The organism is Methylobacterium dankookense, from assembly GCF_902141855.1.
Classification (GTDB): Bacteria; Pseudomonadota; Alphaproteobacteria; order Rhizobiales; family Beijerinckiaceae; genus Methylobacterium; species Methylobacterium dankookense.
The window spans coordinates 18,675-41,877 of sequence record NZ_CABFVH010000047.1 but is presented as its reverse complement, the minus strand read 5'-3'; the positions used below and the strand labels follow the sequence as shown (position 1 = coordinate 41,877).

The following is a 23,203-nucleotide window of genomic DNA, read 5'->3' as shown; positions in this document are numbered from 1 at the left end:
GCGCCACCACGCGCAGGCTGCCTAACCTCTCAACCAAGGTGGACCAGAGCCTCCGTTCCTGAGCACCGCAAACCGTCTCAAATCATCTGACGACGGACACTTGTCGATCGCCGTCCGGCGGGCGGCCACCGTGCCGACCGGCAGGGCGCTTCCCGGCTCGGTCTGCGCATCCGCGCCGGCCGGCAGGGCGCTCGCGAGAAGCAGGCCGAGAAGCAGCAGTCCAGGGGCGCGGATCATGATCGTCTCCGCCCATCCGACGGGACAGGATGATGTCCCATCCTTGCAGGTCACGCTTTGACGGCTTGATCGAAGGGGACATCCCACAGCTGCGCAGGGGCCGGCCCAGCGCCGCGCGAGGATCGCCCGGCGGCCGGCCTCAGCGGCGCTCCGCGCCGGGCTCGGACGGCGGCGACGGCTCGGACAGGATCAGCGCCCGCAGCCGCTCGCGGCCGAGCACGCGGCCGAGCTCCCGGAAGGTGAAGTACGGGACCATGGCGACCGCCATGATCAGGCTGATCGCGAGATAGCCACGAACGCCGCCGCCGCCGACCGTCGGCAGGCTGTCGGCGAGGGAGTGTCCCCTGACGAGCCCGATCACCGTTTCCTCGAGCGCGTAGGCCGAGACGAGGATCAGCGCGAGACCGACGGAGCGTGTGACGATCCGATAGATCGGCGGTCGGCCGACCCAGCGCGGCAGCACGTCGAAATGCTCCGTGACGAGCACGACCTTCGCCAGGATCCACGAATTCACGAATGCGAGGCCGTAGAACCGGTAATCGATCCCGTGACGGGACAGCACGATCCACTCGTGCAGGACGAGGATGCCGAAGACCGTCCAGAGATAGGCGAAGATCGCCGCCATCCGCTTGAGTTCGGCGAGCAGGCGCCCTCCGAGGCGCGAGGCCCCGGGGCGGTTCACGCGCGCGGATGCCGCCGGGTCCATGGCATGCCTCCCCGATGAGGCCTATCGCCGGCCGCGGAAGCCGCCGCGATAGCCGCCATAGGCGCGCCCGACGCGGACCCGGCCGCCCGCGACGCGCCCGCCATAGGCGCGTACGCCATAAGCGCGTCCACCATAGACGCGGCCGCCATAGACCCGCCGGCCATAGGCACCGCGATAGGCGTAGCCGCCGCTATAGCCGTAGGCGCCGTAGGGCCGGTAATAGCCCGGCGCCGCGTAGGCATTCGGCCGGCAGTACCCGTAGACGTTGCGGTGGAAGCCGGGGCCGCAGCCCTGTGCGGCCAGCGCCGTCGCTGAGCCGATCTCCCCTCTCTCGATCGGCCCGAGGCCCAGGACGGCACCCAGGATGATGCCCGCCATCACGATCGGTCTGAAGCGCGTCATGGTCTGCCAATCCTCGTATTGCCTGCCCCCTGGACCCCCCGTTCGGGGGACGATCTTGCCCCCGGGTCGAAGGCGCGCCCGCCGCATCCCGGCGGATGCGTGATGCGAATCTCCGCCCTCAGAAGATCCACCGGAAAGCGCGGCGGATCTGCCCGCGGCCCAGGCGCTTGCCCCGCAGGTGGCGGTGCAGCACCCGGTCCATCGTATCCGCGGCCTGGGCGTATTCCGCGGCGCACTCGACCGCGCGCTCGCTCGGCAGGCTGGCGCGGTCCACGAGATAGGCGAAGGCGCGGCGGTCGGAGCCGTAGGCGAGGCACAGGAGGTTGTAGAGGCGCTGGGCGAACAGCCCGTGGGAATCGGCCAGGACGGCCTCCTCCACCGTCTCCAAGGCCGCGAAGCTCCTGAACAGATGCGCGCCCCCGTCGATCACGCGGCGCGCCTCGGCCGGCGGAAGGCGGAGGACGACCAGGGCCGCGAACTGGTCGGCCGCATCCTCCTCGCGGCCGAGCACCGGGATGTCGAGGAGGTCGAACAGCGCGTGGCCGACCTCGTGAAGGAAGACCTGTGCCAACCCGCCGAAAATGACGGCCTGGCGGGTCACGCCGTCGGCCGTGACGGTGGAGGGCGCCCGCTCGCGGAGGTCCCGGATGTAATCGTAGCAGACGGTCACCGTCCGATCGCGCGGCGCGTACCAGGCATTGGGCTCCCCGCCGCACTCGGCCATCCGCAGCGTCAGCGTCTGGGACAGGCGGAGATCCGAGATGAGGTTTCGAAGCCCTTCGAGCACCCGGCGCTCCCTCACGTCGCGGTAGATCTCCGCGGCCTCTCCCCGGGCCGGATTCTGGTAGACGATCCGAACCTTCGGCGTCGCTCCCGCCTCCGCCCGGACTTGCAACACGCAGACGACCCAGATGAGAAGCAACGTGGGACCGACATGGCGGCGCCTCGGCATCGTCCGGCCCTCGAACATGGCCAAGCCGAAGCCGTGACAGCTACATCAGCCGCGGGCGCACGCTTGTTCTGATGGGACGGTGCTGGCCTTGCACCCGGAGCGAGGCGGGCGACGCCGATTCTCTGCCCGCGCGTCGTCCGGATGAATTGAATACCCGATCCAGATCAATTCGAATGCGTTGATCCAGGTCTTACCCCGGTGGCGAACGAGATGATGCAGCTCACCGGATCCGGTGCGGCGCGCGCGCAATCATCGGCCGGGATGTCGACCATTGCAGCACGGTTCCGTGCAGTCCTGTGTCGAAGAGCATAAAGCCCGCTGCCAGGCAGCTCGCATGGTCTGGCCGGACCCCGGATGGCTTTCGATCTGGGTCTGCCATTTTCGCGGACCTGTACGACCTGTGACGATCAGCCAGGACGCGCCTTCGCAGCCGACCTTCGACACCCGTTCGAGGTTCGGAGTCCGCCGCAGCGATCAGCGCTCGTACGCCCTTGCGTGGGCTGAACCGGCCTTTCAGGCCATCAAGGGGCAATTTGAATCGTTTTTGGTCTCTGATGTGAGTTTCATGCAGTGCGCATTGAATGCTGAAATTCATGATTCGACTTGCTGGTTCTCAGTCGCTCTCGGCGCGCACCTTTCTATCAAAGCGCTTGGAGCTTTGTGTGACGGCAAGGCCGAGTTCGAGGAACAGCCCGCTCCATTCCCTGCTTGCAAGGCCGTTCCATTCAAGGTTTTTCAGCTGAATCTGTCTGGATATGGCGTGACGATCTTCATATGTGCCGTTGCCATTGATGATGAGCATTCGCCAATCTGCTTTGTTGAACAATTTATCGATAGCGCCAAGCAGATCGATTGCACCATCGGCATCGCCGGGCATTTCGCAAGTGCGAACAAAGAGGATGTTGTTCCCGGCAACATTAAGAGACAAAAATCGAGACATCAGTGACAGATGCCTGATCTTCACATTCTCGATCCCATCGCGCCAATCCTGCCTTACGGGATGATTGGGAAGCTCCCAATGTCTCCCGAATTCGTGATGAAATCTAAAATCGTAGAGCTTGCTTGCGATTTGTGAAATTTCATTGTTCTGGATGAGTTCCAGATTGCCTTCGGCGTAAAGTCCCTCAGGGTCGAGATTTTCCAGATAGCAAGCCAGCGATTTTGCCTTGCATATCCACCAGTCAAATGGATACGCTTGGCCAAAATCGAAATATGCACGTGCCTCATAGGCGACCTTGCATGAGCCGCCCAACGAGACAATATTGTCGAAATGCAACACTGAATTCATATCTGATTTCTTGACTCTTGTGCTAAATAGCAAGAAACATAAGTTCAATATTTTTGGTTAGACATCTATAGCGCTGCGGAGGCCAGCCCGTCTACAGTTCCGGCCCGCATAGCACGCAGTGTTGATGCGACGTGGTCTGTCGTGTCCCGCTACGCGATCACCAGCGTGAGGCCGCGTGGGGCGGGGCCGAGTTCCACCCGCCTGCCATAGCCGAAGGGCAGGAAGTCCTGCTCGATGCCGTCCGCGAACACCACGCCACCCTCGTTCATCCGGGAGGTGACCGTGAGCGAGGCGTCCGTGAGCTTGCCGGCGCAGATCTGCGTCCCCGTGGTCGTGCTGGGGAAGGGTTCGCGCACCCAGTAGCCCACAGCCGGCTCCTCCGGTCCGATCGGCAGGGTCAGGCGCGTCGCCTCGCTGATCGAGCGCGCCCAGCCGGTCGCCCCGGTCCCCGACGCCACGATCAGCCCGCTCGAGGACTGGTCCTCGGCGGTGTGCCCCGTCTCGATCCGGTAGCGCGCCGATTGGTGGCTGCGATGGCCGACGAAGATCTCGTTGAGCGCCAGCAGCCGCTCGCCGCCGTCGAGCACCGCCTGCACCATGGTGCGCCGCTCGATGCGGGCCGCGCCCGCCACGCTCGCCGGCAGCAGCGCCCCCAGCCGATCGACGGCGATCCGCGCCAGCACGCCGTCGTAGAGGTCGGGGGCCGGGTTGACGCCGATCACCGGCTGCGCCGCGAGATATTTCGCGACGTTGGCCACCAAGCCGTCTTGCCCCACGGTGACGACGACGTCCTCGGGGGCGAACAGGAAGCGGTCGAGGTCGGCGCGGTGGGTCAGGGCCTGGCGCCAGTCCGCCGGCACAGCCGCGCGCGCCTGCGCCAGCACCGCCTGGAAGCGCCGGTGGCGCGCCTCGACCTCCGCGAGACTCTGCCCGCGGCTCTCCAGGAAGAAGCGGGCCTGGCCGCTTGTCGCGTGCCGGGCGATCAGCAGCTCGAAATCCGTCTCCCGGACCACGAACACCGCGCGGGGCGTGACGGCCGCCATGGCGGGGCTCAGCGCATCGCGGGCGGGATCGCGGCGCCCGCCCGGCGGAACTCGCCCAACGCGGCCGCCAGCAGGTCCGGCGTCACGGTGACGTGCTCGATCGTCTCCAGCTTGCCCGCGAGCTCCCGCGCGGCGAGCCCGAGCAGGACGGCCGGCGGCAGGTCGCGGTAGACGGCGACGCGCCGCTGCTCCGCCTCGGCCTGCGCGCCCTCGACGAGGCGGATGCGCTCGGCCTCCGCCGCCGCCTCCAGGCCCCGCGCCTCCGCCAGGCCGGCCGCGCGGTCGCGGGCATTCTCGGCCTCCTGGGCGATCAGCAGGGTCTCGCGCCGCGCCAGCTCCGTCCGCGTCGCGAGCTCGTTCTCGGCGATGGCGCGCTCCTTCTCGACCGCCAGGGCGCGGCGGGTGAAGGTGGCTTCGTCGGCCTTCTGCTGAAGCGCCTCGAAGGTCGGCGTCTGCAGCGCACGTTCCAGCTCGCTCGACGGGGCGAGGTTCGTAAGGCGCACCGAGACCGCCGCGACGCCGATCTCGGCGAGCGCCGGGGCGGAGGCGAGGACGGCCTCGAGCCCGACGCGCAGCGGCTCCGGCCCGGCATCCAGCAGGGCGCCGACCGGGCTCGCGCCGAGATGCTGCAGGACCGCCTGGGCCGCGATGCCGCCGAGGCGCGCCTCGATCCGCTCGATCGGCTCGCCCTGCGGCTTGCCGGTGCGCAGGCCGATCGAGAAGTCGACCCGGCTCGCCAGCAATTCCGGATCGACCACGCGCCAGCCGATCGTCCCCTGCACCGCCACGCTCTGGAAGTCCCGGCTGCGCCCGCGCACGAACAGCGTCATCTCGCGGTCGTCCATGGGCACCTCGCTGATGCTCGCGGTCTCCGGGCGGAACCAGAAGACGAGGCCCCGCCCGCTCTGCCGGACATGGCCGTCGCGGTAGCGGATGACGTGGCTGCTCGCCTCGCTCCTCAGCTGGGCGAGCGGACCGATGCTGCGGATCGTGGCCATGGCATCCTCCTCGGGATCAACGCGGTCTCAGGAAACGGTAGAGCTCGGCCGGGCGGAACGACGAGCCGGCCTCGCGGGCGCCGGTCGGTTCGAGCCAGCCGCGGTCGAGCATCCGGCGGCGGAAGGCGGGCTTGTTGAGTGGCAGGCCCAGGATCGCCTCGTGCACGTCCTGAAGCTGGCGCAGGGTGAACAGCTCCGGCAGCAGCGCGAAGCCGACATCGGAATAGTCGAGCTTGCCCCGCAGCCGCAGGATCGCGAGGGCGAGGATGTCGGCGTGGTCGAAGGCGAGGCTCAGGGGCTCGCTCCGTGCGCTGCCCTGGAGCGGGAAGGCCGCGACCGGGCCGCCCGCCTCGCCGCGCCAGGGCACGTCGAGGCGGGCCGGCATCAGCTCGGGCATGCCCTCCGACGCCGCGGCAAAGGCCCGGTCCGGCAGGAGCGCGAGATAGGCGACGGAGACGATGCGCATGCGCGGATCGCGGCCGAGGGTGCCGAAGGTGTAGAGCTGTTCCAGATGGGGGGCGGCGATGCCCGCCTTCTCGCGCAGGACCCGTTCGGCCGCCGCGTCGAGGGTCTCGCCGATGCCGACGAAGCCCCCGGGGAGGGCCCAGAACCCGGCGAAGGGATGCTGCGCCCGCCGGAGCAGGAGGGCGGCGGGGCGGCCCTCGCGCAGGCCCAGCAGGACCACGTCGACGGCGAGCGCCGGCCGCTCGTAGGCGGCGGGATCGTAGGCGGCTAGAAACGCGTCCTCGCTCACGGCAGCACCATATATGCGATCTGCATCTAACTAAGACGCAGATCGCATATATGTCAATCCGGTCGGGCCGCATCGCGTCTGGATCCTGCGCCGGGCCCGACGACGGGTGCGGCGAATTCGGGTCTATACCATTGCTTTGAAATGATTTTTCTGGGCAGCACGGCCCCTGCTCCGGCGGAGGGCCACCCGGATCTGCCGCCGCGCGGCGGCGCACCGGCAAGGGTTGCCCCCGCCTTTCCCGGGCGGCTAGACATTGCCGGGCGGCCGGCGCCCGTGATTCACGGGCCGGGCCGGCGACCGTTCATCCTGCGAGGAGCCACGATGCCCAGGCCCGCCGATCGCAGCGACGCCCGCCCCGGCGGAGGAGCCGGCGGAGGATCCACGCGATCCGCCCGCCTGCCCGCCTCCGGGACGCGTGCATGAAGGTCGTCCGCTCGGCGCGCCTCCACCTGCGGGAGGGATCCTCCGACAAGGTCTACGAGGTCGATCTCGTCGAGAACGACGCCGTCGCCGCGTCCGAGCGCTTCCTCGTCAACGTGCGCTACGGGCGGCGCGGCGCGGCCCTGCGCGAGGGATCGAAGACGCCCCGGCCCGTCGCGGGCGACGCGGCCACGAAGGTCTTCGACAGCGTCGTGGTGTCCAAGCTCAACGGCGGCTACCGGCATGCCGACCGGCCGGAGCCCGGCGGCGCGGCGCGCGCGGCAGAGGGCTTGGCAGAGGGCTTGGCAGGCCCCGAGGGCCGCGAGGCCGTGCTGCTCGCCCGGCTCGCGGAGTGCCGCCGCGGGCGCTGGCCGGATCGGGAGCGCGAGCGCCTGCTCTGGCGCATCGGGCAGCTGCGGCTCGCCTCCGCCGCGCCGGATCTCCTTGCCCTGGCGCAGGCGATCGGCCCGGCGGAGGCGAGCTACGCCCTGGTCTGGGCGCTCGCCCGCGCCGCGGGGGCCGAGGCGGCGGCGGCCCTCGAGGCCGTGGCGGCCGCCACCCGCAGCACCGTGATCCGCGACCTCGCCCGCTTCGCCCTGGTCTCGCCGCTGATGGGCGCGCATCGCCATGTCGCGGTCGAGGAGCCGGACCTGCCCGGCATGGTCGACCGCCCGGCCCGGGCCGGGGATCCCGATGGCCTCGTCGGCGCGCTGACGGCGCTCGCCGAGCACGATCCGGGCCGCCTCGGGCCGGCGCTGGTGGCGCTCGGCCGGCGCGCCCAGGCGGAGGCCGGGCTGCACGCGGCCCTCTGCGCCGCGCTGCCGCGTCTGCCGGCCCGGCCGCCCTACCTGATCGGCCTGCGCCGCCTGTTCAAGCAGGCCGAGATGGCCGACGATGCCGGCCTCTTCGGCGCGACCGCCCGCCGGATCGAGACCGCGACGGCGATGTACCGGGCGGGCCGGAGCCACGCCTACCTGCCGGAGCTCGGGCACTCCGTCGCGCTGCGCGGGGAGCGCGGTCGTCCGGATGCCCGGATCGGGCTGTCCACGGCCACCCTGCGCTATCTGAAGCGCCGGATCTGGCGGGCCCTGCGCAAGCGCGGCGAGGCCGGCGACCCGGCCTTCGCCGAGATGGCGGCCGGCTTCCTGCTCGGCCTGCACCCCAAGGACCTGACGCAGCGCGTCGCCTGGACCGTGTGGGCGCGCCGGCCGGACGGGAGCTGGGGGCCCCAGCCCCGGGCGCGGGGGCCGCTCGCGGCCAATTGGACCGCGAGCCAGCTCCTCTACCGGAACGCCGCACAGGCCCGGCCGCGCCCGGGATCGCTGACCTTCCTTGAAGAGGCCGAGATCGATCCGGAGAGCCGAGGCGAGGCCTTCCCGGAGCTGTGGCGCGCGCGCCCGGATCTCGCGCTCCGGCTGGCGGCGGAGGGGCGGATCGAGCCCGTGGCGATGCTGGGCCTGCGGCTCCTGCGCGCCGACCCGGCCGCCCGCGACGCCCTCACGCCGGCCGGGCTGGAACGCCTGCTCGCCGCCGCCTTCCCCGCCGTGCAGGGCCTCGCCCTGGAGATCGCGCGCGAGCGGCTGGCCCGGGGTGAGGCCGGGCCGGAGCTTCTGGCCGCCCTGGTCGGCGCCCCCCTGCCGGAGGCGCGGGCGCTCGCCCTGCGGCGGATCGAGGCCGAGGCCGCCCTGCCCTGGTCGAGCCCGCCGCTCGCCTTCGCGCTGCTGACGAGCCCCGCGCCGGAGGTCGGCGAGGCGCTCGTGCGGCTCGCCGGCGCGCGCGCCCTCCCGCCTGAGGCCGCGGCGGCGCTCGCCGGGCGGCTGGTGGATTGGCTGCGGGCGATGCCGCCCGTGCTCGACGAGACGGCCCGGGCGCGGATCCGGGCGATGCGCGCCGGCCTCCCCCTGCTCTGGCCGGCGCACGGCCTGCCGGTGGCCGGCGCGGACGTCGCCGCCCTGATGGCGCATGCCGCGGCCGAGGTCGCCGCCGCCGGAATCGCCCTGCTGGCACGATCCGATCTCGATGCCGAGGGCCTGCCCGCGGAGCGCTGGGAGGCGCTGACCGGCTCGGACTCCGAGGAGGTCCGCGAGGCCGCGCTCGGCCTGCTGGCGCGGCTCGGCGATGCGCGGCTCAAGCTCCATGCCGACCGCATCCTCGCCTTCGCGAGCGGCCCGTCGAGCCCCCTGCGGCGGGCGGCGCGGCCCCTGGTCCGGCGCCTCGCGGAGGCGGATCCGGACCTCGCCCCGCGCCTCGCGCGGGAGCTGATCGGCTCGCTGTTCCACGCCGCCCCCGACGAGGCCTATGCGGCGGACGTCATCGACCTCCTGCGCGAGGCGCTGCCGGGCGAACTCGCCGCCCTCGATGCCGGCACCCTGTGGCGCCTCCTCCAGGCGCGGGCCAAGGGCGCCCAGCGCCTCGGCGCGGCCCTGCTGGACGAGCGCCCGGCCGCGACCTTCAGCGTGCGCCAGATCGCGCGGCTCGGCGACCATCCGCATCTCTCGGTGCGGCGATGGGCGATGGCCGCCTACGCGGCGGAGCCCGCCCGCTTCCAGGCGGAGGCGGCCGATGCCGTCCTCCTCGTCGAGAGCGGCTGGCCGGAAACCCTCGCCTTCGCCCGCAGCCAGTTCGAGGCCTGGCCGGAGGCGGCATGGTCGCCCGCCGTGCTCGCCGTCGTCACCGACAGCGTCAGGCCGGAGGTGCTGGCCTTCGCCCGCCACCTCCTGCGCAGCCGGCTCCGGCCGGGCGACGCGGAGGCGCAGCTCCTGCGCCTGCTCGAACACCCCTCCCCCGCGATGCATCTCCTCGTCACCGAGCTGCTGACCGAGGAGGCGGTCGCGAGCGAGGAGGCCTTCGCCAAGCTGATCCCCCTCGCCCGCATCGTGATGCTGCAGGTGCTCAAGGGCCGGATCGCCAAGGACCGGATGGCCGCCTTCCTGCGGGCGGAGGCCCTGCGCAGCCGCGCGCGGGCCGAGAGCCTGCTGCCCCTCTTCGCCGACCTCTCCTTGAGCGGGACGGCCCGCGACCGCACCGCCGCGATCCTGGCGCTCCGCGACATCGCGGAGGCCCATCCCGGCCTCGGCACGCCCCTCGCCCGGCACCGGCCGGAGGCGCGGCCGGGTGCCGGATCCGTATCGGAAGCCGCCCGATGAACTTCGTCCACCGCTATCTCGGCGCGAGCCGGGCCGTCACCGACGCGGACGCGACCCGGCTCGGCTTCGTGCCCGACACCCTGCGCGAGCCGACCTATTTCGTCGGCAAGGTCGCCCGCCACCTGCCGTTCCGCGAGGCGATCTCGGCGCTGCACCACGTCGTGGTGTCGGATCTGCGCTTCAAGCCGAAGGACCGCACCGCCTATCTCGCCTGGCTGGAGGACAACGAGCAGCAGCTCCTGGCCGAGGCGCTCGCCGCGAAGGACGCGATCCGCGCCGAGATCGAGGCCCTGCGTCGCGAGCTGACGGAGGTCAGCCTCCGCTCGGACGCGGTGATGCGGCCCTTCCACGAGGCGCGGCAGCGCTATTTCAGCCGCCTCTACAAGGAGGACCTCGACGCCTGGATCGTGCTCGACCCGGTGATCACCGTGCATCCGGACGAGGTCTTCTTCGAGTGCTTCAGCCTCGACGAATCGAGCTACGGCCGCCTGTCCTGCGACCACGACGTGTTCGAGCGCCTCGGCGAGATGGCCTGCGGCACCACCAACATCGATTACAGCCACGCCCTCTACGACGAGTTCCAGAAGATCCGCAGCTACCGCGACACCGAGCTGTCGATCGACCCGACCGGATTCACCGTGCAGACGACCGACGAGGCCGCCTATCGCGAGGACAAGATCGAGCTGCCCGATTCCTGGATGCGGGGCTTCCTCCAGGTGTCGAGCGCCATGGCGCAGCCCGCCCATGTGGTGGATCTGCACCCGGTCGACATGCACGCGATCCTGACCCGGCTCGCCGCGCGCAGGGAGCGGCACGGGCCGCGCTCCCTGCGCTTCCTGCTGGAGCCGGACCGGCCGGTCTCGGTGCTGATCGAGCCGTGGAACGAGCGGCTCACCTTCCGGCGCTCGATCTACCGAGGCGCGGAGGGCGCCGAGATCCGCCTGTGGGGACGGCGTCGCCTCGCGATCCTGGCCCGGGCGCTCCCGCTCGCCAGGTCCGTGCGCCTGCACCTCCTCGGCACCGGGCTGCCCTCCTTCGCGGTGGTGGATTTCGGGGGCCTGCGCTTCACGCTCGGCCTGTCCGGCTGGACCGCCAACGACTGGTCGCGCGCCGGGCAGTTCGATCTCCTCGCCCCGCGTCGGGACGTCGAGGCGGGAACCGCGTCCCGCGTTTTCGCGGCGCTCCGGCGCCGGCATCTCGCCAGCGTCGAGGAACTCGCGGCCGAGACCGGCCTCGACCGGGCCACGGTCCAGGCGGCGCTCGGCGGCTACGTGCAGGCGGGCCGCGCCATGTTCGATCTCGACAAGCGGGTCTACCGCCTGCGCGAGCTGACCCGCGAGCCGCTGGATGCGGGCGCCCTCCGCTTCGCCTCCGAGCAGGAGGCCAGGGCCGACCGCTTCCTCGCGGCCGGGCTCGCGAGCCTCGGCCCCGTCGAGCAGGGCGGGGGACGGCTCCGCCTCGCCGGGACGGTGCTGGACGACGGCCGGACCCTGCGGCCGGCGGTGGAGATCGACGCGGACGAGCGCATGGTCGGCGGGGCCTGCGAATGCGGCTTCTACATCCGCAACCGGCTGGCGCGCGGCCCCTGCGAGCACATGCTCGCCCTGCGCCGCCTGTTCCACGCCGAGGCCAGGCCGACGGGAGGCCGGGCATGAGCGGCCGGAATCGATTGCCGCGGGCGGCCGCATGGCCTAGGCTCGCGCTCACGAGGGGCGCCGGCCGGAGCGGACCTTGCACTCCGGGCGGCGTTTCGCCGTCCCTGCACCCTGCCCGGCAAAGCGTCACTGGCCCGCTCTTCACTGGGCCGGCACTGACCACCCCCGCGCGTTCCCGGTTTGGGTTCCCTGAACCCAAACGCGCGGGGGTGGTCGTGCCGGCTTCGAGTGGACCGGACCAGTCCCGAGACTTGACGAAGGCATTCCGGCCGGCGCCCCTCGCCCCCGCTTCCTTCCTCCCCGGCCGGGCCGTCCGCCCATGACCCTCCGGCCCGGTTCGCTGACCCGTCAGCAGCTCTACGACCGCATCCGCGAGGGCTCGAAGGACGAGGTCGTCCTCGAGGAGATGATCCGGCTCGGCTACTGGCCGGACGGGGCGGAGCAGCCGAACCCGCCCGCGGAGCTGATCCGCCGCCGCGGCGAGATCAGCCGCGCCATCGCCGACCTGCACCGGCGCGAGGCGCTCTGGCGCGATCCGGACGCCGCCCTCAAGGAGATGCACCGCCGCCGCAAGAAGGCGGCGCTGGAGCGGCGGCGCGAGACCAAGCTGCGCGGCGCGCGCGGCCGGCACGAGCGGGCGCTCGCCTGGCACGCCCGCCGGGACGCGGAGATCCTCCATCTCGGCGAGGGCGTCTCGGCCGGCCTCTCGGGGACGGATGCGGATCCGCGCGCGCTCAAGGCCGGCCTGCCGGCGCTGGCGAACCCGAAGGCCGTGGCGGAGGCCATGGGCATCTCGTTGGGCGAGCTGCGCTTCCTCGCCTACGACCGGCCGCTGTCCACGGTGAGCCATTACCGGCGCTTCACCATCCCGAAGAAGACCGGGGGCGAGCGCACCATCTCGGCGCCGATGCCGCGGCTGAAGCGGGCGCAGTACTGGGTGCTCGACGCGCTGCTCGCCCGCGCCCCCCTGCACGAGGCCGCCCACGGCTTCGTCCCCGGCCGCTCCATCGTGACCAACGCCGCCGCCCATGTCGGGCGCGACGTGGTGGTCAATCTCGACCTGAAGGACTTCTTCCCGACGCTCGACTATCGCCGGATCAAGGGCAAGTTCCGCGGCCTCGGCTATGCCGAGCCGGTGGCGACGGTGCTCGCCCTGATCTGCACCGAGCCGGACGTGGACGCGGTCGAGATCGACGGGCAGCGCCTCTACGCGGCGCGCGGGCCGCGCCGCCTGCCGCAGGGGGCGCCGACGAGCCCGGCGCTCACCAACCTCGTCTGCACCCGCCTCGACGCGCGGCTCGCGGGCCTCGCCGCCTCGCTCGGCTTCGCCTACACGCGCTACGCCGACGATCTGACCTTCTCCGCCTCGGGCGAGGCGGCGGGCAAGGTCGGCCCCCTGCTCAAATACGTCCACGCGATCGTGGCGGCCGAAGGCTTCACCGTGCATCCCGACAAGACCCGGGTGATGCGGCGGGGCCGGCATCAGGAGGTCACCGGGCTGACCGTGAACGAGCGGGTCGCCGTGCCGCGCGAGACCCTGCGCCGCTTCCGCGCCCTCCTGCACGGGATCGAGCGGCACGGGCCCGCCGGCCGCCGCTGGGGAAAGGGCGGCGACGGCACGGTGCTCCAGGCGGCGCTCGGCTTCGCCCGCTTCGTCCGGATGGTCACGCCCGAGGCCGGCGCCCCGCTGGTCGCGCAGGTGCGGGCGCTCGCCGAGCGGCACGGCGCGCGGCAGGCGCCGGCCCAGCCGCGGATCGCGACGTTCCGCGCGCGCTCCGCCGACGGCGTGGCGCCGCTCGCGCGCTGGTGGATCCCTGCGGCGCGCCCCCTCCCCGCTCCCGATCCGATCATCGCCGAGGCCGAGGCGGCGGAGGCCGAGGCGCGCCGGAAGCGGCAGGACGGCCCCGGCCGGGTGCCGGGGCGGAGCGGCCTGCCCGCGGTCGGCCTCCGGCCCGCTCCGGCCCCCGAGCCGGCGCGGCAAGCCGATCCGGTGCAGGGTGATCGGGACGGCACCCCGATGAAGCCGTGGATGGCCGTGCTCGGGGTGTTCGTGCTGTTCCAGGCCGCGGCCGTCCTGCATCCAGGCCTTGGGCTGCTCGTCCTCGTCGCGGCTCTGGCGATCGGCCTCCGGCGCTGGCTGCGCCGCCGGCGCGGGCGGTAGGGAATCGACCCTCCGCCCTCGCCTCGGTTGCTCGGCGTTACTTGCCGGACGGCGCCGCGCCGGTGCCCGTGGCCGAGTTGCCGGAGCTGCCGCTGCTGCCGGCCGGGGCGCCGGGGTTGGAATTGTTGTGGGAGTTCGGCGTGGTCTGGGCCTGCGCACTCGCCGCCGCGCCGGCGGCGATGGCCAGCGCGAGGAGCGAGGTCACGAGCGGCTTCTGCTTCAGCATGGTCGGGTCTCCGGTTCGGCGGCCCGCGCGGTGGAATCCGCTCGGGCCAGGGTGTCGGAAACCGGCGGTGGCCGCGCCATGTTCCCCGCCGGCCGCCGATGCGGCGCGTCGGGGTGCTCGGAGGCGTGGATAGGATTTCGTTAACCCTGCTGCCGTAGCCCGGTCCGGAGTGCAGGGACGGTGCAATGGCTGGATTCCGCGACGCCCTCATCGACGGTCTCGCCCTGATGCTGGTCGGCGGTGGCCTGGCGACGGCTGCGGTCAGCTACGTCAGCAGCATCCCCGATCCGGCCGTGCGGGTCGCCCGCGGCCTCGCCGACTGGGAGGATCCGGTCACGACCGGCTCGATCGCGCCGCGGGCGCGGGACGGGGCCGAGGAAGCGGCGCCGGACCTCTGGGTCGACCCGCCGCCCCGCGCATCCGGCCCCGCCGAGCGCGGCCCGTTCTGAGCGCGGCCCCCTGAGCGTGGCTCCGGCGCCACGCCGCAGGCCGACGCTAACCCTTTCGGTGGATCGGCCGGCGATGTGCTTTGCCGGCTGCATCGTGCTGCCTCCGGCCCTGCTAGAGCGCTTCCGCTTCGGGAGCTGCTGCCGTGAACCGCGTGCCGTCCGTTCTGTTGGGATGCCTGCTGACCGTCCTCGCCGTGGCGGGGCTCGCGGTCGTCGCCGACCGCGCGGCCCTGGCCCAGCTCGAGCGCGAGACCCTGGCCGCGCAGGTCTGGACGACCGCCTCGGACCATAGCGGCTGAGCCCGAGATCGCGCTGACGAACAGGGTTCGGTGGCGCCTCCGCCCCCTTCCGGCGCGGCGGAAGCTGAGCCAGTCTCGCCGAGCCGCGATCCGGTGCGGGCCTGAAGCGCCCGGCCGCGGGCCAGAAACTCGGAGGAAGCGATGACGGCATCTCGGCGCGACCTGCTCGCCATGGCGGCGGCGGCCACGGCGGCGGGCGCCGCACCGGCCGCGGCCCAGCCGGGACCGGCCCCGATCTTCTCCCTGCCCGCGACGACGATCCCCATCGCCGGCGAGAGCGGCGTGTTCCCCGTGCGCCGGATCTACTGCATCGGGCGCAACTACGCCGCGCACGCAATCGAGCGCGGCTCCGATCCGACGCGGGAGCCACCCTTCTTCTTCCAGAAGCCGACCGACGCGATCCAGAACGTCGCGGCCGGCGAGACCGCCGACCATCCCTACCCGTCCCTGACGCAGAACTACCACCACGAGGTCGAGCTGGTGGCGGCGCTCAAGTCGGGCGGCGTCGACATCCCGGTCGAGCGCGCCCTCGACCACGTCTACGGCTACGCGCTCGGCCTCGACATGACCCGGCGCGACCTGCAGAACGCCATGTCCGCGCAGAAGAAGCCCTGGGAGATCGGCAAGAGCTTCGACCATGCCGCGGTGATCGGGCCGCTGCATCCGGTCGCGCGCATCGGCCATCCGCGGGCGGGCGCGATCTCCCTCGCCGTCAACGGCACGCTCCGCCAGAACTCCGACCTGTCCAAGATGATCTGGAGCGTCGCCGAGCAGATCGCGAAGCTCTCGGAGGCCTTCGAGCTGAAGGCCGGCGACATCATCTATTCCGGCACGCCGGAGAATGTCGGCCCGGTGGTCCGGGGCGACGTCCTGCTGTGCCGGCTCGACGGCCTGCCGGACCTATCGATCCGCATCGTCTGAGACCGTGTCCGGTCGATCAGACCGGACGCGGTCTCAGCAAGCCCGCGCGGCGCCTGAGCGAAGGCGACATCCGCCATCCCGAAGGGATCACCCGGATGTCGTATGAGTGCCTGTTCGACTGAAATCCGCAGCCTGTCCCGCCCGCGACCTCAGGATGAGGTCGAGAACGGGATCATCGAAGTCCGGTCGATCGAACGGAAACCAGAGCGCTCTCCGCCGAAGTGGGCACCGGTTCGGCGCAAGAGAGCGCGTCACAACGAGAGCTTAGAGCCGTTCCTGATTGCAACGCGATCGGGAACGGACCTAGATCCGGTGGCGGCGCCGCGAGCGCTCCCGCCAGAGGAAGGCGAAGAAGGCTGCGAGGGCGAAGCCGTTGAGGGCGAGGCCCCAGCCGTAATGGGCGATGCCGAACTCGTTGAACCGGCCGAGCGTGAGGTCGAACCGGTCGAGCCCGACATAGACGCCGAAGGCGCCGAGGGCGGCGAACAGAAGCGCGAAGATCAGCATGGGACATCTCCGGATCAGCGGCCTGCCGGCTCCAACGTCGGAGCCGCGCAAGGGATGCGTGCGCGCCCCGAGACACCGATACGCACCCCCCTGAAGCCGCCCCTGTGGGCCTGGTCTCGAAGCGTGGCGGACCACCTCGGGCGCCACCTTGGGCGGAAGTCAGTTCTCGCACGAATCTAAGGCATGTTAATCCGTGCGCACCGGTGCGATCTCTGTTTCGGGCTGCTATTTTACATTGTATGCGATCCGATATATAGCATGCGTCGCCTGGGGAGCGTGTTTGAGTAGGAACACGCTATGACTGACATGACGCCGATCGCGGACGACACCGCGGCAACCCTGACCTTCGGCCTGTTGCGCGATGCCTATCTCGATCTCGCGCAGACGCTTCTGCGGATCGAGGAAGTCTCGGCTCGCGATCTGCTGCAGGCGATCGAGAAGCGCGCGGCGATGCGGCTCTCGGCGCTGGAGGACGAGATCTTCAAGGATCCGCTGGAACAGACCGCCCTCGCCATGGCGGCGTCGCCGGTCCTCGCCGTGCTGCGGGAGGCGCAGGCGGCCTGAGCCGTGTCATACGACATCCGGGTGATCCCTTCGGGATGGCGGATGTCGCCTTCGCTCAAGCGCCGCGCGGGCTTGCTGATACCGCGTCCGGTCCGATCGACCGGACGCGGTATCAGACGGGGCGCTTCCCATCCGTCTCCGGCCGCGGGGGCGGCTCGGGCCGGTCCGCCTCTTCGGGCTCGGGCGGCAGCTTCGGCGGCGGCATCCGGCCGGGACTCGGCGGGGTCGGCAGGCCCTGGTCCTCGGTGGCCGGCGGCACCGGCCCGGGATTCGGATCGGGCATGGTCTCGCTCCTTCGGTCGTGCACCCTGTCAACGTGCAACGGAGGCGGACGGTCACCGATCCGCGCGCCAGGCCGGCTTCACGGCCCGAAGCGCCGCCAGGAACGGCACCGCCGCGGGCCGGTTGTCTCCTCGAATCCATTCGTCGAGGAGATCGAACGATGACGCGTACCCTGTCCATTGCTCTCGCGGCCCTGGCGATCGCGGCCGTGAGCGGGCCGGCGGCCGAGGCGAAGGGCTGCCTCAAGGGCGCGGCGGTCGGCGGCATCGCGGGCCACATGGCCGGACACGGCAAGGCCGGGGCGGCCGCGGGCTGCGCCATCGGGCACCATCAGGCCAACAAGAAGGGCCAGCAGCCGCAGGGCGGGAACGGCCAGCCGCAGGGCCAGTGAGCGCGGAGAGCGCTCTCGGCCGGAGCGGATGCCGCTTCGGCCTAAGAGCCTGTTCGAGCAGATCGAGCGGGTGCTTATCCCGCTGATCCCCCCTCGACCTCATCCTGAGGTGCCGCAGCGAAGCGGAGGCCTCGAAGGAGCTCTCCAGGGATCGCAGTGATGTCCGGAGGCCTCCGAGGCCCGCTCACGCGGGCGCCTCAGGATGAGGTGGTTTGATGGGATGAGCAGACGCTCCGCGTGATGGTCAGTCGATCCAGCTCAAACAGGCCCTAAGGCTCGCGCGCCCGGCGGGCTTCCTGCGCCATGGCGATGAACTGCCGGATCGTCTGGCTCTGGCTAACGCCGAGGCAGGCATCAAGACGAGGCGCCTGGGCCGAGCCGGCCTGCCCAGTCGAGACCGGGAGCGCGGGCCCCAGCGCGGAAGGAAGCGCGTGACTTTTCCAGAGGCGTTGGAACAGAAACGCCGCCACGCTATCCAGCATCGCCGCCCCCGCATCATGTGCGCGAATCGAGTTTACTTGAGTTAGCCTCGCGTAGGCAAGTTTGTATTCAGTGGCGACGAGGGGGCGGCGCCAGCCGGCCGGCCGCTTTGCGTGTTCGCCCCCGCCGCGCGGCGTCATCCACTGCATTCGAGCGGGTCCGGCAAGGATTCGTTAACCCCGCAGGGCCGACCACAAGCGCCTCACCGCAACAGGCGATGAAGGGAGGACGACGGTGCCAGGTTCCGACGCGGAGATGCTCGCCCTCGTCAACGAGATCGTGGATCTGCGCCTGCAGCTCGCGGAAGCCCAGGATCAATGCGTGGAGATGGCCGTCGATGCCGGGCACCTGCTCGCCGAGATCCACGACCTGCGGCGCGAGCTCGCGGCGGCCCGGAGCGGGCCTGCTCGCGAGCGCATCGCGGCGTGACGGAGACGGCGGCGTCGCAAGCGCCGACGATCTCCGGCATCATGGCGCCGCCCGGACGAGGGGGATGATCCATGCCGACGATCTATGAGGCGCACAGCTTCGCGGCGGTCGCCCATGCCGGGCAGCTCGACAAGGGTGGCCAGCCCTATATCCGGCACCTGGAGCGGGTCGCCAACCTGGCGCTCGCCCGGGCCGGGCATGCCCGCCTCGTGGACGGGCTCCCGGTCGATCCGCAGGCGGTGATGATGGTCGCGCTCCTGCACGATGTCCTGGAGGACACGCCGCGGACGCCCGCCGACCTCGCCGCGGCGGGCTTTCCCGAGCCCGTCATCGCGGCGGTGCGGATCCTGACCAAGCCTCCGGCGCGCACCGCCTATTCCGAGCGGATCACCCAGGTGATCGCGGCCGGCGACCTCGCCGCGATCCTGGTCAAGATGTCCGACAACGAGGACAATCTCGGCAAGGAGCGCACCCTGAAGGACGCGGCCTTCCTGCGCGAGCGCTACGCCGCTTCCTTCGCCCGCCTGAAGGAGGCCGCCGCCACCCTCGGCTATACCGGCGCTTGATCCCCTGAGGAGAGCCCCGCGGTGAACCAGCGGGCCGCTCGGCCGTTGCGCCCTGCGACCATCGCTCGGAGCCATCGGATGCGAAAGACCGCCCTCGCCCTCGTCCTGATCCTCGCCACGGCCGGCGCGGCCGCCGCCCAGGTGACCACCGGCGGCGCCGGGAACACGGGCGTGGAGATGCCGGGGGCCGGTGGCGCCCGCACGACCGGGCCGGGGCCCGGCGCGGCCACCGGCAGCACCGCGACGCCGAGCAATTCCTCCGTCCCCGGCACCACGCCCGGCGTGACTATCGGCGGGACGCCGACGAGCGGCCCGCCCGGCACCGGCGGCACGGCCGGCGGCCCCGCCCTCGGCAACCGGTGAACACCTGCCGGCATCCAGTGGCCATGCGGTCGGTCATGTGTGCTGCGGCACCGCGCCCCGGCCTGGCTTGAGCGAGGGTAGCGGTGGCAGGACCCTGTGCGCGGTGGTCGTGTCCGGCACGACCACGCTCAGGAGGCTCGCATGAACGCTGCCCGTCCGTTCCGCTGGCTGCTCGCCCTCGCCGCCCTGTTCGTGCCGACCGCGATGGCCTGCCGCGACGGCGGCCTCACCACCGAGGCCGGAGCCCAGGCCGAGACCCCGGCCGAGGTCGTGTTCCGCCACTACCTGTAGGCTGCGCGCCGCGTCATTTCTCGTACTCGACCATTTTCCATGATCCTTGGATCACGGAAGATGGTCTATCTCATTGATTGAGCCGAATTTTCTTTCGCGGAACCGGCAACCACTTCCGCGGAAAATGCTCTAGAGCCGCGCCCGATCGCGTTGCGACGGGGCACGGCTCTAAGCCCTTGTTTTGACGCGCTCTCTTGCGCCGAACCGGCATCCACTTCGGCGGAGAGCGCTCTAGCGACGGGCGATGACGTAGGCGAGTTCCACGATATCGGCGTCGGACAGGCCCTGCGCCACCTCGTTCATGGCCGGGTCGTAGCCCGCCCGCGCGTTCGACTTGTAGGCGCGCAAGGTGGCGAGCAGGTAATCCTCCCGCTGCGCGCCGATCCGCGGGATCTGCTCCTGACCGGCGAGATCCGCCCCGTGGCAGGAATTGCACTGGTGCTTGCCGACGAGGCCCTGCGCCGCCGCCATGCGGGCGGCGTCCGCCTCGCCCGCGGGCTTCGGCGGCGGCAGCTTGGCCACCGCATCGCCGAGCGCCCGCAGGTCGTCGTCCGAGAGGCCCTCGGCCATCGCGTTCATCGGTTCGGCGACCCGCTGCTTCTCGCGGAACAGGTAGAGCTGCGTCACCACGTAATCCGCCGGCATGCCGCCGAGCGAGGGCACGCCGGCCTGGGCCGAGGTGCCGCCCTCGCCGTGGCAGGCGAGGCAGGCCGGCAGGCGCTCGGCCGCGCCCTCCGCCCCGGCCGGGGCGGCCTGGAGTGCGAGGAGGAGGGCGAGGACGGCTCCGGAGGCGGGGCGCCGCATGGACGGGCTCCTGGCTGGGTTCTGGATGGGCCCACGGAGGGAGGTCCCCTCCGCGGCGCGGGATCAGGGGGCGTAGCTGACGCGGTAGATCGCGCCGTTGTAGTCGTCCGAGACGAGGAGCGCGCCGTCCTGCGCCACCAGCACGTCGACGGGCCGCCCGACATAGCGGTTGTCCTGGAGGAAGCCGGTCAGGAACGGCTCCAGGCTCGTCACCTTGCCGTCGGGGCCGAGCTTGGCCACCACCACGTCGCCACCGACCTTGCGGGTCCGGTTCCACGAGCCGTGGCGGGCGATCAGCACCGCGTTCCTGTAGCCGGCCGGGAACTGGCTGCCCGTGTAGAAGCGCATGCCGAGCGCGGCGGAATGCGGCCCGAGCAGGCCGACCGGCGCGGTGAATTCCGAGCAGGAATGGCCCCAGCCGTATTCGGGATCGGTGAAGTCGCCCTGGTGGCAGAACGGGTAGCCGAAATGCTGCTTGCCGGGCTGCGCGAGCACGTTCAGCTCGTCGTTCGGGATGTCCTCCGACAGCCAGTCGCGGCCGTTATCGGTGAAGGTGAGCTGCTTGGTGTCCGGGTTCCAGTCGAAGCCGACCGTGTTGCGCACGCCGCGGGCCACCACCTCGACGTTCTTGCCGTCGAGGTCCATGCGGCGGATCTGGGCATGGGTCTCGGGCGGCATCAGGATGTTGCCCGGCGCGCCGACCGGCACGTAGAGCTTCTCGTCCGGGCCGACGGCGATGAACTTCCAGCCATGCGCCTCGTCCTTCGGCAGGTCGTCGGTGACGAGGACGGGCTTGGGCGGCGTGTCGAGGTTGTTCTCGATGTCGTCGAAGCGCCAGACCTTGGACAGCTCGGCGACGTAGAGGGCGCCCTTGTGGAAGGCGACGCCGTTCGGGCGGTGCAGCCCTGAGGCGATGACCTTGACCACGGGTTTCCCGTCGACCTGACGGACCGCGTAGACGCGGTCGAGGGAGCGGGTGCCGACGAAGAGCGTGCCCTTCTCGCCCTGCGCCATCGAGCGGGCATTGGCGACGCCGCTCGCGAAGAGCTCGACCTTGAAGCCCTGCGGCACGCTGAGCTTGTCGAGGGGCAGGCGGGCCGCGGCGGTGGGCAGGGGCGGCCCGGCGATGGGCGCGAGCTTGGCCGCGTCCGCCCCCTCCGGCCGCCCGTAGAGGGCCGAGCCGCGATCCTGCGCCGGGGCCGGCGCGGCGGCGGGCTTCGGGGCCGGGGCCTCCGCGCTGCCCGGCGTCGGCGTGCCGCTCGGGGCCTGCTGCGCCCCGGCCTGCCACGGCATCAGAACGCCGATCAGAAGCAGGCCTCTCAGGCACAGATGACGTGCTGGCATGACGACTCCCCGCGATGTCCTGGCGTTCCTCTTAGCGACCCGGTTATGGATCGGCGCATCTGCGCGACAATAGCCTCGCGGTGACCGGCTCCGGCTTTTGTCAGCCTGGGTAATAGTCCGGATTGCTGAGGTGCTAGAGCCGTTCCCGATCGTGTTGCAATCAGGAACAGCTCTAAGCTCTTGTTTTGACGCGCTCTCTCGCGCCGAACCGGTGTCCGCTTCGGCGGAGAGCGCTCTAGCTTCGCGCGTGGCGGCTCAGCAGGATCAGCAGCGCGTTCTGGCCGCCGGTCCGGGTCTTGGCGAAGATCGCGCGCATCTGCGAGCGCACCGTATGCGCGGAGGTGCCGCTGGTCTCGGCGATGGCGTTGAGGCTCGCGCCCTGAAGCAGCGCCTCGCACAAGGCCGCCTCCCGCGGCGTCAGGCCGTAGATCTGCCGCAGGGCCGGCTGGTCGAGCCGGGCGCGCGCGTCGAGGTCGGTGATCGTGAGGATCGCCCGGCAGCCGTCGAAATAGTCGAGGCCGGACTTGCGCAGCGGATGGGCGCGCAGCAGGAGCGGGCGCCGGTCGGGGCGCGCGACGGCGACCGGCCGCAGCGCCGGGTCGTCCGGCCGCACCTCGGACCAGATCGCGGCGGCGATGTGGGCGCGCAGCGCCGCGTTGGCCCGGGCGTCCGCCGGGGCCGCCAGCTCACCGAGCCGCACGGTGAGGTCGGCCCCCATCACCTGCTCGGCATGGCTGTTGACCCGGAGCACGCGCCCGAACCGGTCGAGCAGGAGGCTCGGCGCGCGCACCGTCTCCAGGGTGTCGGCGATGCCGCCGAGGCGCGCCTCGCCCATCTGCGCGGCCAGGGTAGCCGTGCGGTTGAGCGGCGCCAGCAGCCGGCGCAGGGCGGCCTGCTCGTCCGGCGTGAACGGCCCCTGCTCGGGGCTGCGCTGCAGCACCAGGGTCCAGGTGTCACCGCCGACATCCACCAGCAGGCCGGCGGACCACTGGAAGCCGCGCGGCCGGAGGAAGTCGGCGTAGAAGGGCGTGCTCCGCATGAAGTCCGGCGTCGCGAAGTCCTGGTCGACGAAGAGCCCCGTCTGCAGGAGCTTCGGGATGCCCCTGTTGCGCTCGTCGCGGGCCGCCCAGCCCTGGCCGAAATAGACGTCGGCGAGTTCCGCGACGCTCGCGCTCACCGGCACGCCGGGCACGCGTCCCTTCAGCGGCAGGGCCGCGGCGCCGCGGGATCCGGTCGCGTCCACGATCCGCGTCACCGCTTCCGTCCAGCGCTCGGGGCGCATCGCGGTCGCGATCAGATCATCCTCGATGGCGTGCAGGGTCGCGTCGTCGAGCGGCATGGAGCCTCGGGCGGCGTGGAGCCCCCGGCGGAGAGCGCGCCGGGACCCGGGGTCCGCGGGCGGCCGCGCTCACGCGCACCGGACCGGTTTCCGCTCCGCACAGGAGCGCGCCAGGGGCGACAGACAGGCCGGAGCATGGCGGCTCGGCGCCCGGCCGTCCACCGGCCGGGCCCGCCCATGCAACCC

At 71.6% G+C, this 23,203-nt stretch carries 25 protein-coding genes; 12 read left to right on the top strand and 13 right to left on the bottom strand.

The window, feature by feature from the left end:
• Nucleotides 1-376: 376 nt before the first annotated feature.
• The 7 genes from MTDSW087_RS24430 to MTDSW087_RS24400 all read right to left on the bottom strand — a co-directional run bounded on the left by MTDSW087_RS24430 (nt 377) and on the right by MTDSW087_RS24400 (nt 6,380).
• The gene (locus tag MTDSW087_RS24430; protein ID WP_144767506.1) at nt 377-943 is read right to left on the bottom strand and encodes a hypothetical protein; all 567 of its coding nucleotides are present in this window, start codon (nt 941-943) and stop codon (nt 377-379) included.
• 21 nt (nt 944-964) lie between these two features.
• On the bottom strand, nt 965-1,345 hold the full coding sequence (locus MTDSW087_RS24425; protein WP_144767502.1) for a GCG_CRPN prefix-to-repeats domain-containing protein: 381 nt from the start codon (nt 1,343-1,345) through the stop codon (nt 965-967).
• A gap of 118 nt (nt 1,346-1,463) precedes the next feature.
• Nucleotides 1,464-2,297, bottom strand: a complete 834-nt coding sequence (locus MTDSW087_RS24420; RefSeq protein ID WP_144767500.1) for a DUF4344 domain-containing metallopeptidase — start codon at nt 2,295-2,297, stop codon at nt 1,464-1,466.
• Between the two features lie 613 nt (nt 2,298-2,910).
• Nucleotides 2,911-3,585, bottom strand: a complete 675-nt coding sequence (locus MTDSW087_RS24415) for a DUF1796 family putative cysteine peptidase (RefSeq protein WP_144767498.1) — start codon at nt 3,583-3,585, stop codon at nt 2,911-2,913.
• A gap of 149 nt (nt 3,586-3,734) precedes the next feature.
• Entirely contained in the window at nt 3,735-4,628 is an 894-nt protein-coding gene (locus tag MTDSW087_RS24410) for an NAD(+)/NADH kinase (RefSeq protein ID WP_144767497.1), read from the bottom strand.
• 8 nt (nt 4,629-4,636) lie between these two features.
• A complete protein-coding gene (locus tag MTDSW087_RS24405; protein ID WP_144767495.1) occupies nt 4,637-5,626 on the bottom strand; it encodes an SPFH domain-containing protein in 990 nt (329 codons plus the stop codon).
• A 16-nt stretch (nt 5,627-5,642) separates the two neighbouring features.
• Nucleotides 5,643-6,380 (bottom strand): NUDIX hydrolase, encoded by a 738-nt coding sequence (locus MTDSW087_RS24400; RefSeq protein ID WP_144767493.1) that lies wholly within the window; start codon nt 6,378-6,380, stop codon nt 5,643-5,645.
• A gap of 419 nt (nt 6,381-6,799) precedes the next feature.
• Here MTDSW087_RS24400 and MTDSW087_RS24395 point away from each other — a divergent pair, with 419 nt between their 5' ends.
• From MTDSW087_RS24395 to MTDSW087_RS24385, 3 genes are all read left to right on the top strand, one after another.
• Complete coding sequence (locus tag MTDSW087_RS24395) at nt 6,800-9,946, top strand: hypothetical protein (protein ID WP_144767491.1); 3,147 nt, start codon at nt 6,800-6,802, stop codon at nt 9,944-9,946.
• Nucleotides 9,943-11,601 carry an SWIM zinc finger family protein gene (locus MTDSW087_RS24390; protein WP_144767489.1) on the top strand — a complete coding sequence of 553 codons (1,659 nt, stop codon included), beginning with the start codon at nt 9,943-9,945 and terminating at the stop codon, nt 11,599-11,601. The genes MTDSW087_RS24395 and MTDSW087_RS24390 overlap by 4 nt, the downstream gene beginning before the upstream one ends.
• Before the next feature lie 319 nt (nt 11,602-11,920).
• Entirely contained in the window at nt 11,921-13,762 is a 1,842-nt protein-coding gene (locus tag MTDSW087_RS24385) for a reverse transcriptase family protein (RefSeq protein ID WP_144767487.1), read from the top strand.
• 37 nt (nt 13,763-13,799) lie between these two features.
• On the opposite strand, the gene MTDSW087_RS24380 is transcribed toward MTDSW087_RS24385, so the two are convergent.
• The gene (locus tag MTDSW087_RS24380) at nt 13,800-13,988 is read right to left on the bottom strand and encodes a hypothetical protein (protein ID WP_238179798.1); all 189 of its coding nucleotides are present in this window, start codon (nt 13,986-13,988) and stop codon (nt 13,800-13,802) included.
• Between the two features lie 185 nt (nt 13,989-14,173).
• Here MTDSW087_RS24380 and MTDSW087_RS24375 point away from each other — a divergent pair, with 185 nt between their 5' ends.
• The 3 genes from MTDSW087_RS24375 (at nt 14,174) to MTDSW087_RS24370 (ending at nt 15,657) form a co-directional block, all read left to right on the top strand.
• A complete protein-coding gene (locus MTDSW087_RS24375; protein ID WP_144767485.1) occupies nt 14,174-14,437 on the top strand; it encodes a hypothetical protein in 264 nt (87 codons plus the stop codon).
• Nucleotides 14,438-14,580: 143 nt separating this feature from the next.
• Nucleotides 14,581-14,736 (top strand): hypothetical protein, encoded by a 156-nt coding sequence (locus MTDSW087_RS30425; protein WP_186383986.1) that lies wholly within the window; start codon nt 14,581-14,583, stop codon nt 14,734-14,736.
• 141 nt (nt 14,737-14,877) lie between these two features.
• A complete protein-coding gene (locus MTDSW087_RS24370; RefSeq protein ID WP_144767483.1) occupies nt 14,878-15,657 on the top strand; it encodes a fumarylacetoacetate hydrolase family protein in 780 nt (259 codons plus the stop codon).
• 303 nt (nt 15,658-15,960) lie between these two features.
• On the opposite strand, the gene MTDSW087_RS24365 is transcribed toward MTDSW087_RS24370, so the two are convergent.
• The gene (locus MTDSW087_RS24365; RefSeq protein ID WP_144767481.1) at nt 15,961-16,164 is read right to left on the bottom strand and encodes a hypothetical protein; all 204 of its coding nucleotides are present in this window, start codon (nt 16,162-16,164) and stop codon (nt 15,961-15,963) included.
• 297 nt (nt 16,165-16,461) lie between these two features.
• Here MTDSW087_RS24365 and MTDSW087_RS24360 point away from each other — a divergent pair, with 297 nt between their 5' ends.
• On the top strand, nt 16,462-16,728 hold the full coding sequence (locus MTDSW087_RS24360) for a hypothetical protein (RefSeq protein WP_144767479.1): 267 nt from the start codon (nt 16,462-16,464) through the stop codon (nt 16,726-16,728).
• Between the two features lie 112 nt (nt 16,729-16,840).
• Here the strand turns inward: MTDSW087_RS24360 and MTDSW087_RS30420 are convergent, their stop codons facing one another.
• The gene (locus tag MTDSW087_RS30420) at nt 16,841-17,011 is read right to left on the bottom strand and encodes a hypothetical protein (protein ID WP_186383985.1); all 171 of its coding nucleotides are present in this window, start codon (nt 17,009-17,011) and stop codon (nt 16,841-16,843) included.
• 159 nt (nt 17,012-17,170) lie between these two features.
• On the opposite strand from MTDSW087_RS30420, the gene MTDSW087_RS24355 reads away from it, so the two are divergent.
• From MTDSW087_RS24355 to MTDSW087_RS30415, 5 genes are all read left to right on the top strand, one after another.
• Nucleotides 17,171-17,401 (top strand): hypothetical protein, encoded by a 231-nt coding sequence (locus tag MTDSW087_RS24355; protein ID WP_144767477.1) that lies wholly within the window; start codon nt 17,171-17,173, stop codon nt 17,399-17,401.
• 714 nt (nt 17,402-18,115) lie between these two features.
• Nucleotides 18,116-18,310: a hypothetical protein gene (locus MTDSW087_RS24350; protein WP_144767475.1), complete on the top strand. Its 195-nt coding sequence runs from the start codon at nt 18,116-18,118 to the stop codon at nt 18,308-18,310.
• 71 nt (nt 18,311-18,381) lie between these two features.
• Nucleotides 18,382-18,876: an HD domain-containing protein gene (locus MTDSW087_RS24345; RefSeq protein ID WP_144767473.1), complete on the top strand. Its 495-nt coding sequence runs from the start codon at nt 18,382-18,384 to the stop codon at nt 18,874-18,876.
• Between the two features lie 78 nt (nt 18,877-18,954).
• Nucleotides 18,955-19,239: a hypothetical protein gene (locus MTDSW087_RS24340; RefSeq protein WP_144767471.1), complete on the top strand. Its 285-nt coding sequence runs from the start codon at nt 18,955-18,957 to the stop codon at nt 19,237-19,239.
• Between the two features lie 141 nt (nt 19,240-19,380).
• Nucleotides 19,381-19,530, top strand: a complete 150-nt coding sequence (locus tag MTDSW087_RS30415; protein WP_186383984.1) for a hypothetical protein — start codon at nt 19,381-19,383, stop codon at nt 19,528-19,530.
• Between the two features lie 231 nt (nt 19,531-19,761).
• On the opposite strand, the gene MTDSW087_RS24335 is transcribed toward MTDSW087_RS30415, so the two are convergent.
• The 3 genes from MTDSW087_RS24335 to MTDSW087_RS24325 all read right to left on the bottom strand — a co-directional run bounded on the left by MTDSW087_RS24335 (nt 19,762) and on the right by MTDSW087_RS24325 (nt 23,017).
• A complete protein-coding gene (locus tag MTDSW087_RS24335) occupies nt 19,762-20,334 on the bottom strand; it encodes a c-type cytochrome (protein WP_144767469.1) in 573 nt (190 codons plus the stop codon).
• Between the two features lie 63 nt (nt 20,335-20,397).
• Nucleotides 20,398-21,678, bottom strand: a complete 1,281-nt coding sequence (locus tag MTDSW087_RS24330; protein ID WP_238179752.1) for a PQQ-dependent sugar dehydrogenase — start codon at nt 21,676-21,678, stop codon at nt 20,398-20,400.
• A 235-nt stretch (nt 21,679-21,913) separates the two neighbouring features.
• Nucleotides 21,914-23,017 (bottom strand): helix-turn-helix transcriptional regulator, encoded by a 1,104-nt coding sequence (locus MTDSW087_RS24325; RefSeq protein ID WP_144767468.1) that lies wholly within the window; start codon nt 23,015-23,017, stop codon nt 21,914-21,916.
• Nucleotides 23,018-23,203 lie beyond the last annotated feature (186 nt).

Excerpts from the sequence above, each read along its gene's own strand:
- MTDSW087_RS24430 (WP_144767506.1), bottom strand. The coding sequence starts at position 943 with ATGGACCCGGCGGCATCCGCGCGCGTGAACCGCCCCGGGGCCTCGCGC.
- MTDSW087_RS24425 (WP_144767502.1), bottom strand. The coding sequence starts at position 1,345 with ATGACGCGCTTCAGACCGATCGTGATGGCGGGCATCATCCTGGGTGCC.
- MTDSW087_RS24420 (WP_144767500.1), bottom strand. The coding sequence starts at position 2,297 with ATGCCGAGGCGCCGCCATGTCGGTCCCACGTTGCTTCTCATCTGGGTC.
- MTDSW087_RS24415 (WP_144767498.1), bottom strand. The coding sequence starts at position 3,585 with ATGAATTCAGTGTTGCATTTCGACAATATTGTCTCGTTGGGCGGCTCA.
- MTDSW087_RS24410 (WP_144767497.1), bottom strand. The coding sequence starts at position 4,628 with ATGGCGGCCGTCACGCCCCGCGCGGTGTTCGTGGTCCGGGAGACGGAT.
- MTDSW087_RS24405 (WP_144767495.1), bottom strand. The coding sequence starts at position 5,626 with ATGGCCACGATCCGCAGCATCGGTCCGCTCGCCCAGCTGAGGAGCGAG.
- MTDSW087_RS24395 (WP_144767491.1), top strand. The coding sequence starts at position 6,800 with ATGAAGGTCGTCCGCTCGGCGCGCCTCCACCTGCGGGAGGGATCCTCC.
- MTDSW087_RS24390 (WP_144767489.1), top strand. The coding sequence starts at position 9,943 with ATGAACTTCGTCCACCGCTATCTCGGCGCGAGCCGGGCCGTCACCGAC.
- MTDSW087_RS24385 (WP_144767487.1), top strand. The coding sequence starts at position 11,921 with ATGACCCTCCGGCCCGGTTCGCTGACCCGTCAGCAGCTCTACGACCGC.
- MTDSW087_RS24380 (WP_238179798.1), bottom strand. The coding sequence starts at position 13,988 with ATGCTGAAGCAGAAGCCGCTCGTGACCTCGCTCCTCGCGCTGGCCATC.
- MTDSW087_RS24375 (WP_144767485.1), top strand. The coding sequence starts at position 14,174 with ATGGCTGGATTCCGCGACGCCCTCATCGACGGTCTCGCCCTGATGCTG.
- MTDSW087_RS24370 (WP_144767483.1), top strand. The coding sequence starts at position 14,878 with ATGACGGCATCTCGGCGCGACCTGCTCGCCATGGCGGCGGCGGCCACG.
- MTDSW087_RS24365 (WP_144767481.1), bottom strand. The coding sequence starts at position 16,164 with ATGCTGATCTTCGCGCTTCTGTTCGCCGCCCTCGGCGCCTTCGGCGTC.
- MTDSW087_RS24360 (WP_144767479.1), top strand. The coding sequence starts at position 16,462 with ATGACTGACATGACGCCGATCGCGGACGACACCGCGGCAACCCTGACC.
- MTDSW087_RS30420 (WP_186383985.1), bottom strand. The coding sequence starts at position 17,011 with ATGCCCGATCCGAATCCCGGGCCGGTGCCGCCGGCCACCGAGGACCAG.
- MTDSW087_RS24355 (WP_144767477.1), top strand. The coding sequence starts at position 17,171 with ATGACGCGTACCCTGTCCATTGCTCTCGCGGCCCTGGCGATCGCGGCC.
- MTDSW087_RS24345 (WP_144767473.1), top strand. The coding sequence starts at position 18,382 with ATGCCGACGATCTATGAGGCGCACAGCTTCGCGGCGGTCGCCCATGCC.
- MTDSW087_RS24340 (WP_144767471.1), top strand. The coding sequence starts at position 18,955 with ATGCGAAAGACCGCCCTCGCCCTCGTCCTGATCCTCGCCACGGCCGGC.
- MTDSW087_RS30415 (WP_186383984.1), top strand. The coding sequence starts at position 19,381 with ATGAACGCTGCCCGTCCGTTCCGCTGGCTGCTCGCCCTCGCCGCCCTG.
- MTDSW087_RS24335 (WP_144767469.1), bottom strand. The coding sequence starts at position 20,334 with ATGCGGCGCCCCGCCTCCGGAGCCGTCCTCGCCCTCCTCCTCGCACTC.
- MTDSW087_RS24330 (WP_238179752.1), bottom strand. The coding sequence starts at position 21,678 with ATGCCAGCACGTCATCTGTGCCTGAGAGGCCTGCTTCTGATCGGCGTT.
- MTDSW087_RS24325 (WP_144767468.1), bottom strand. The coding sequence starts at position 23,017 with ATGCCGCTCGACGACGCGACCCTGCACGCCATCGAGGATGATCTGATC.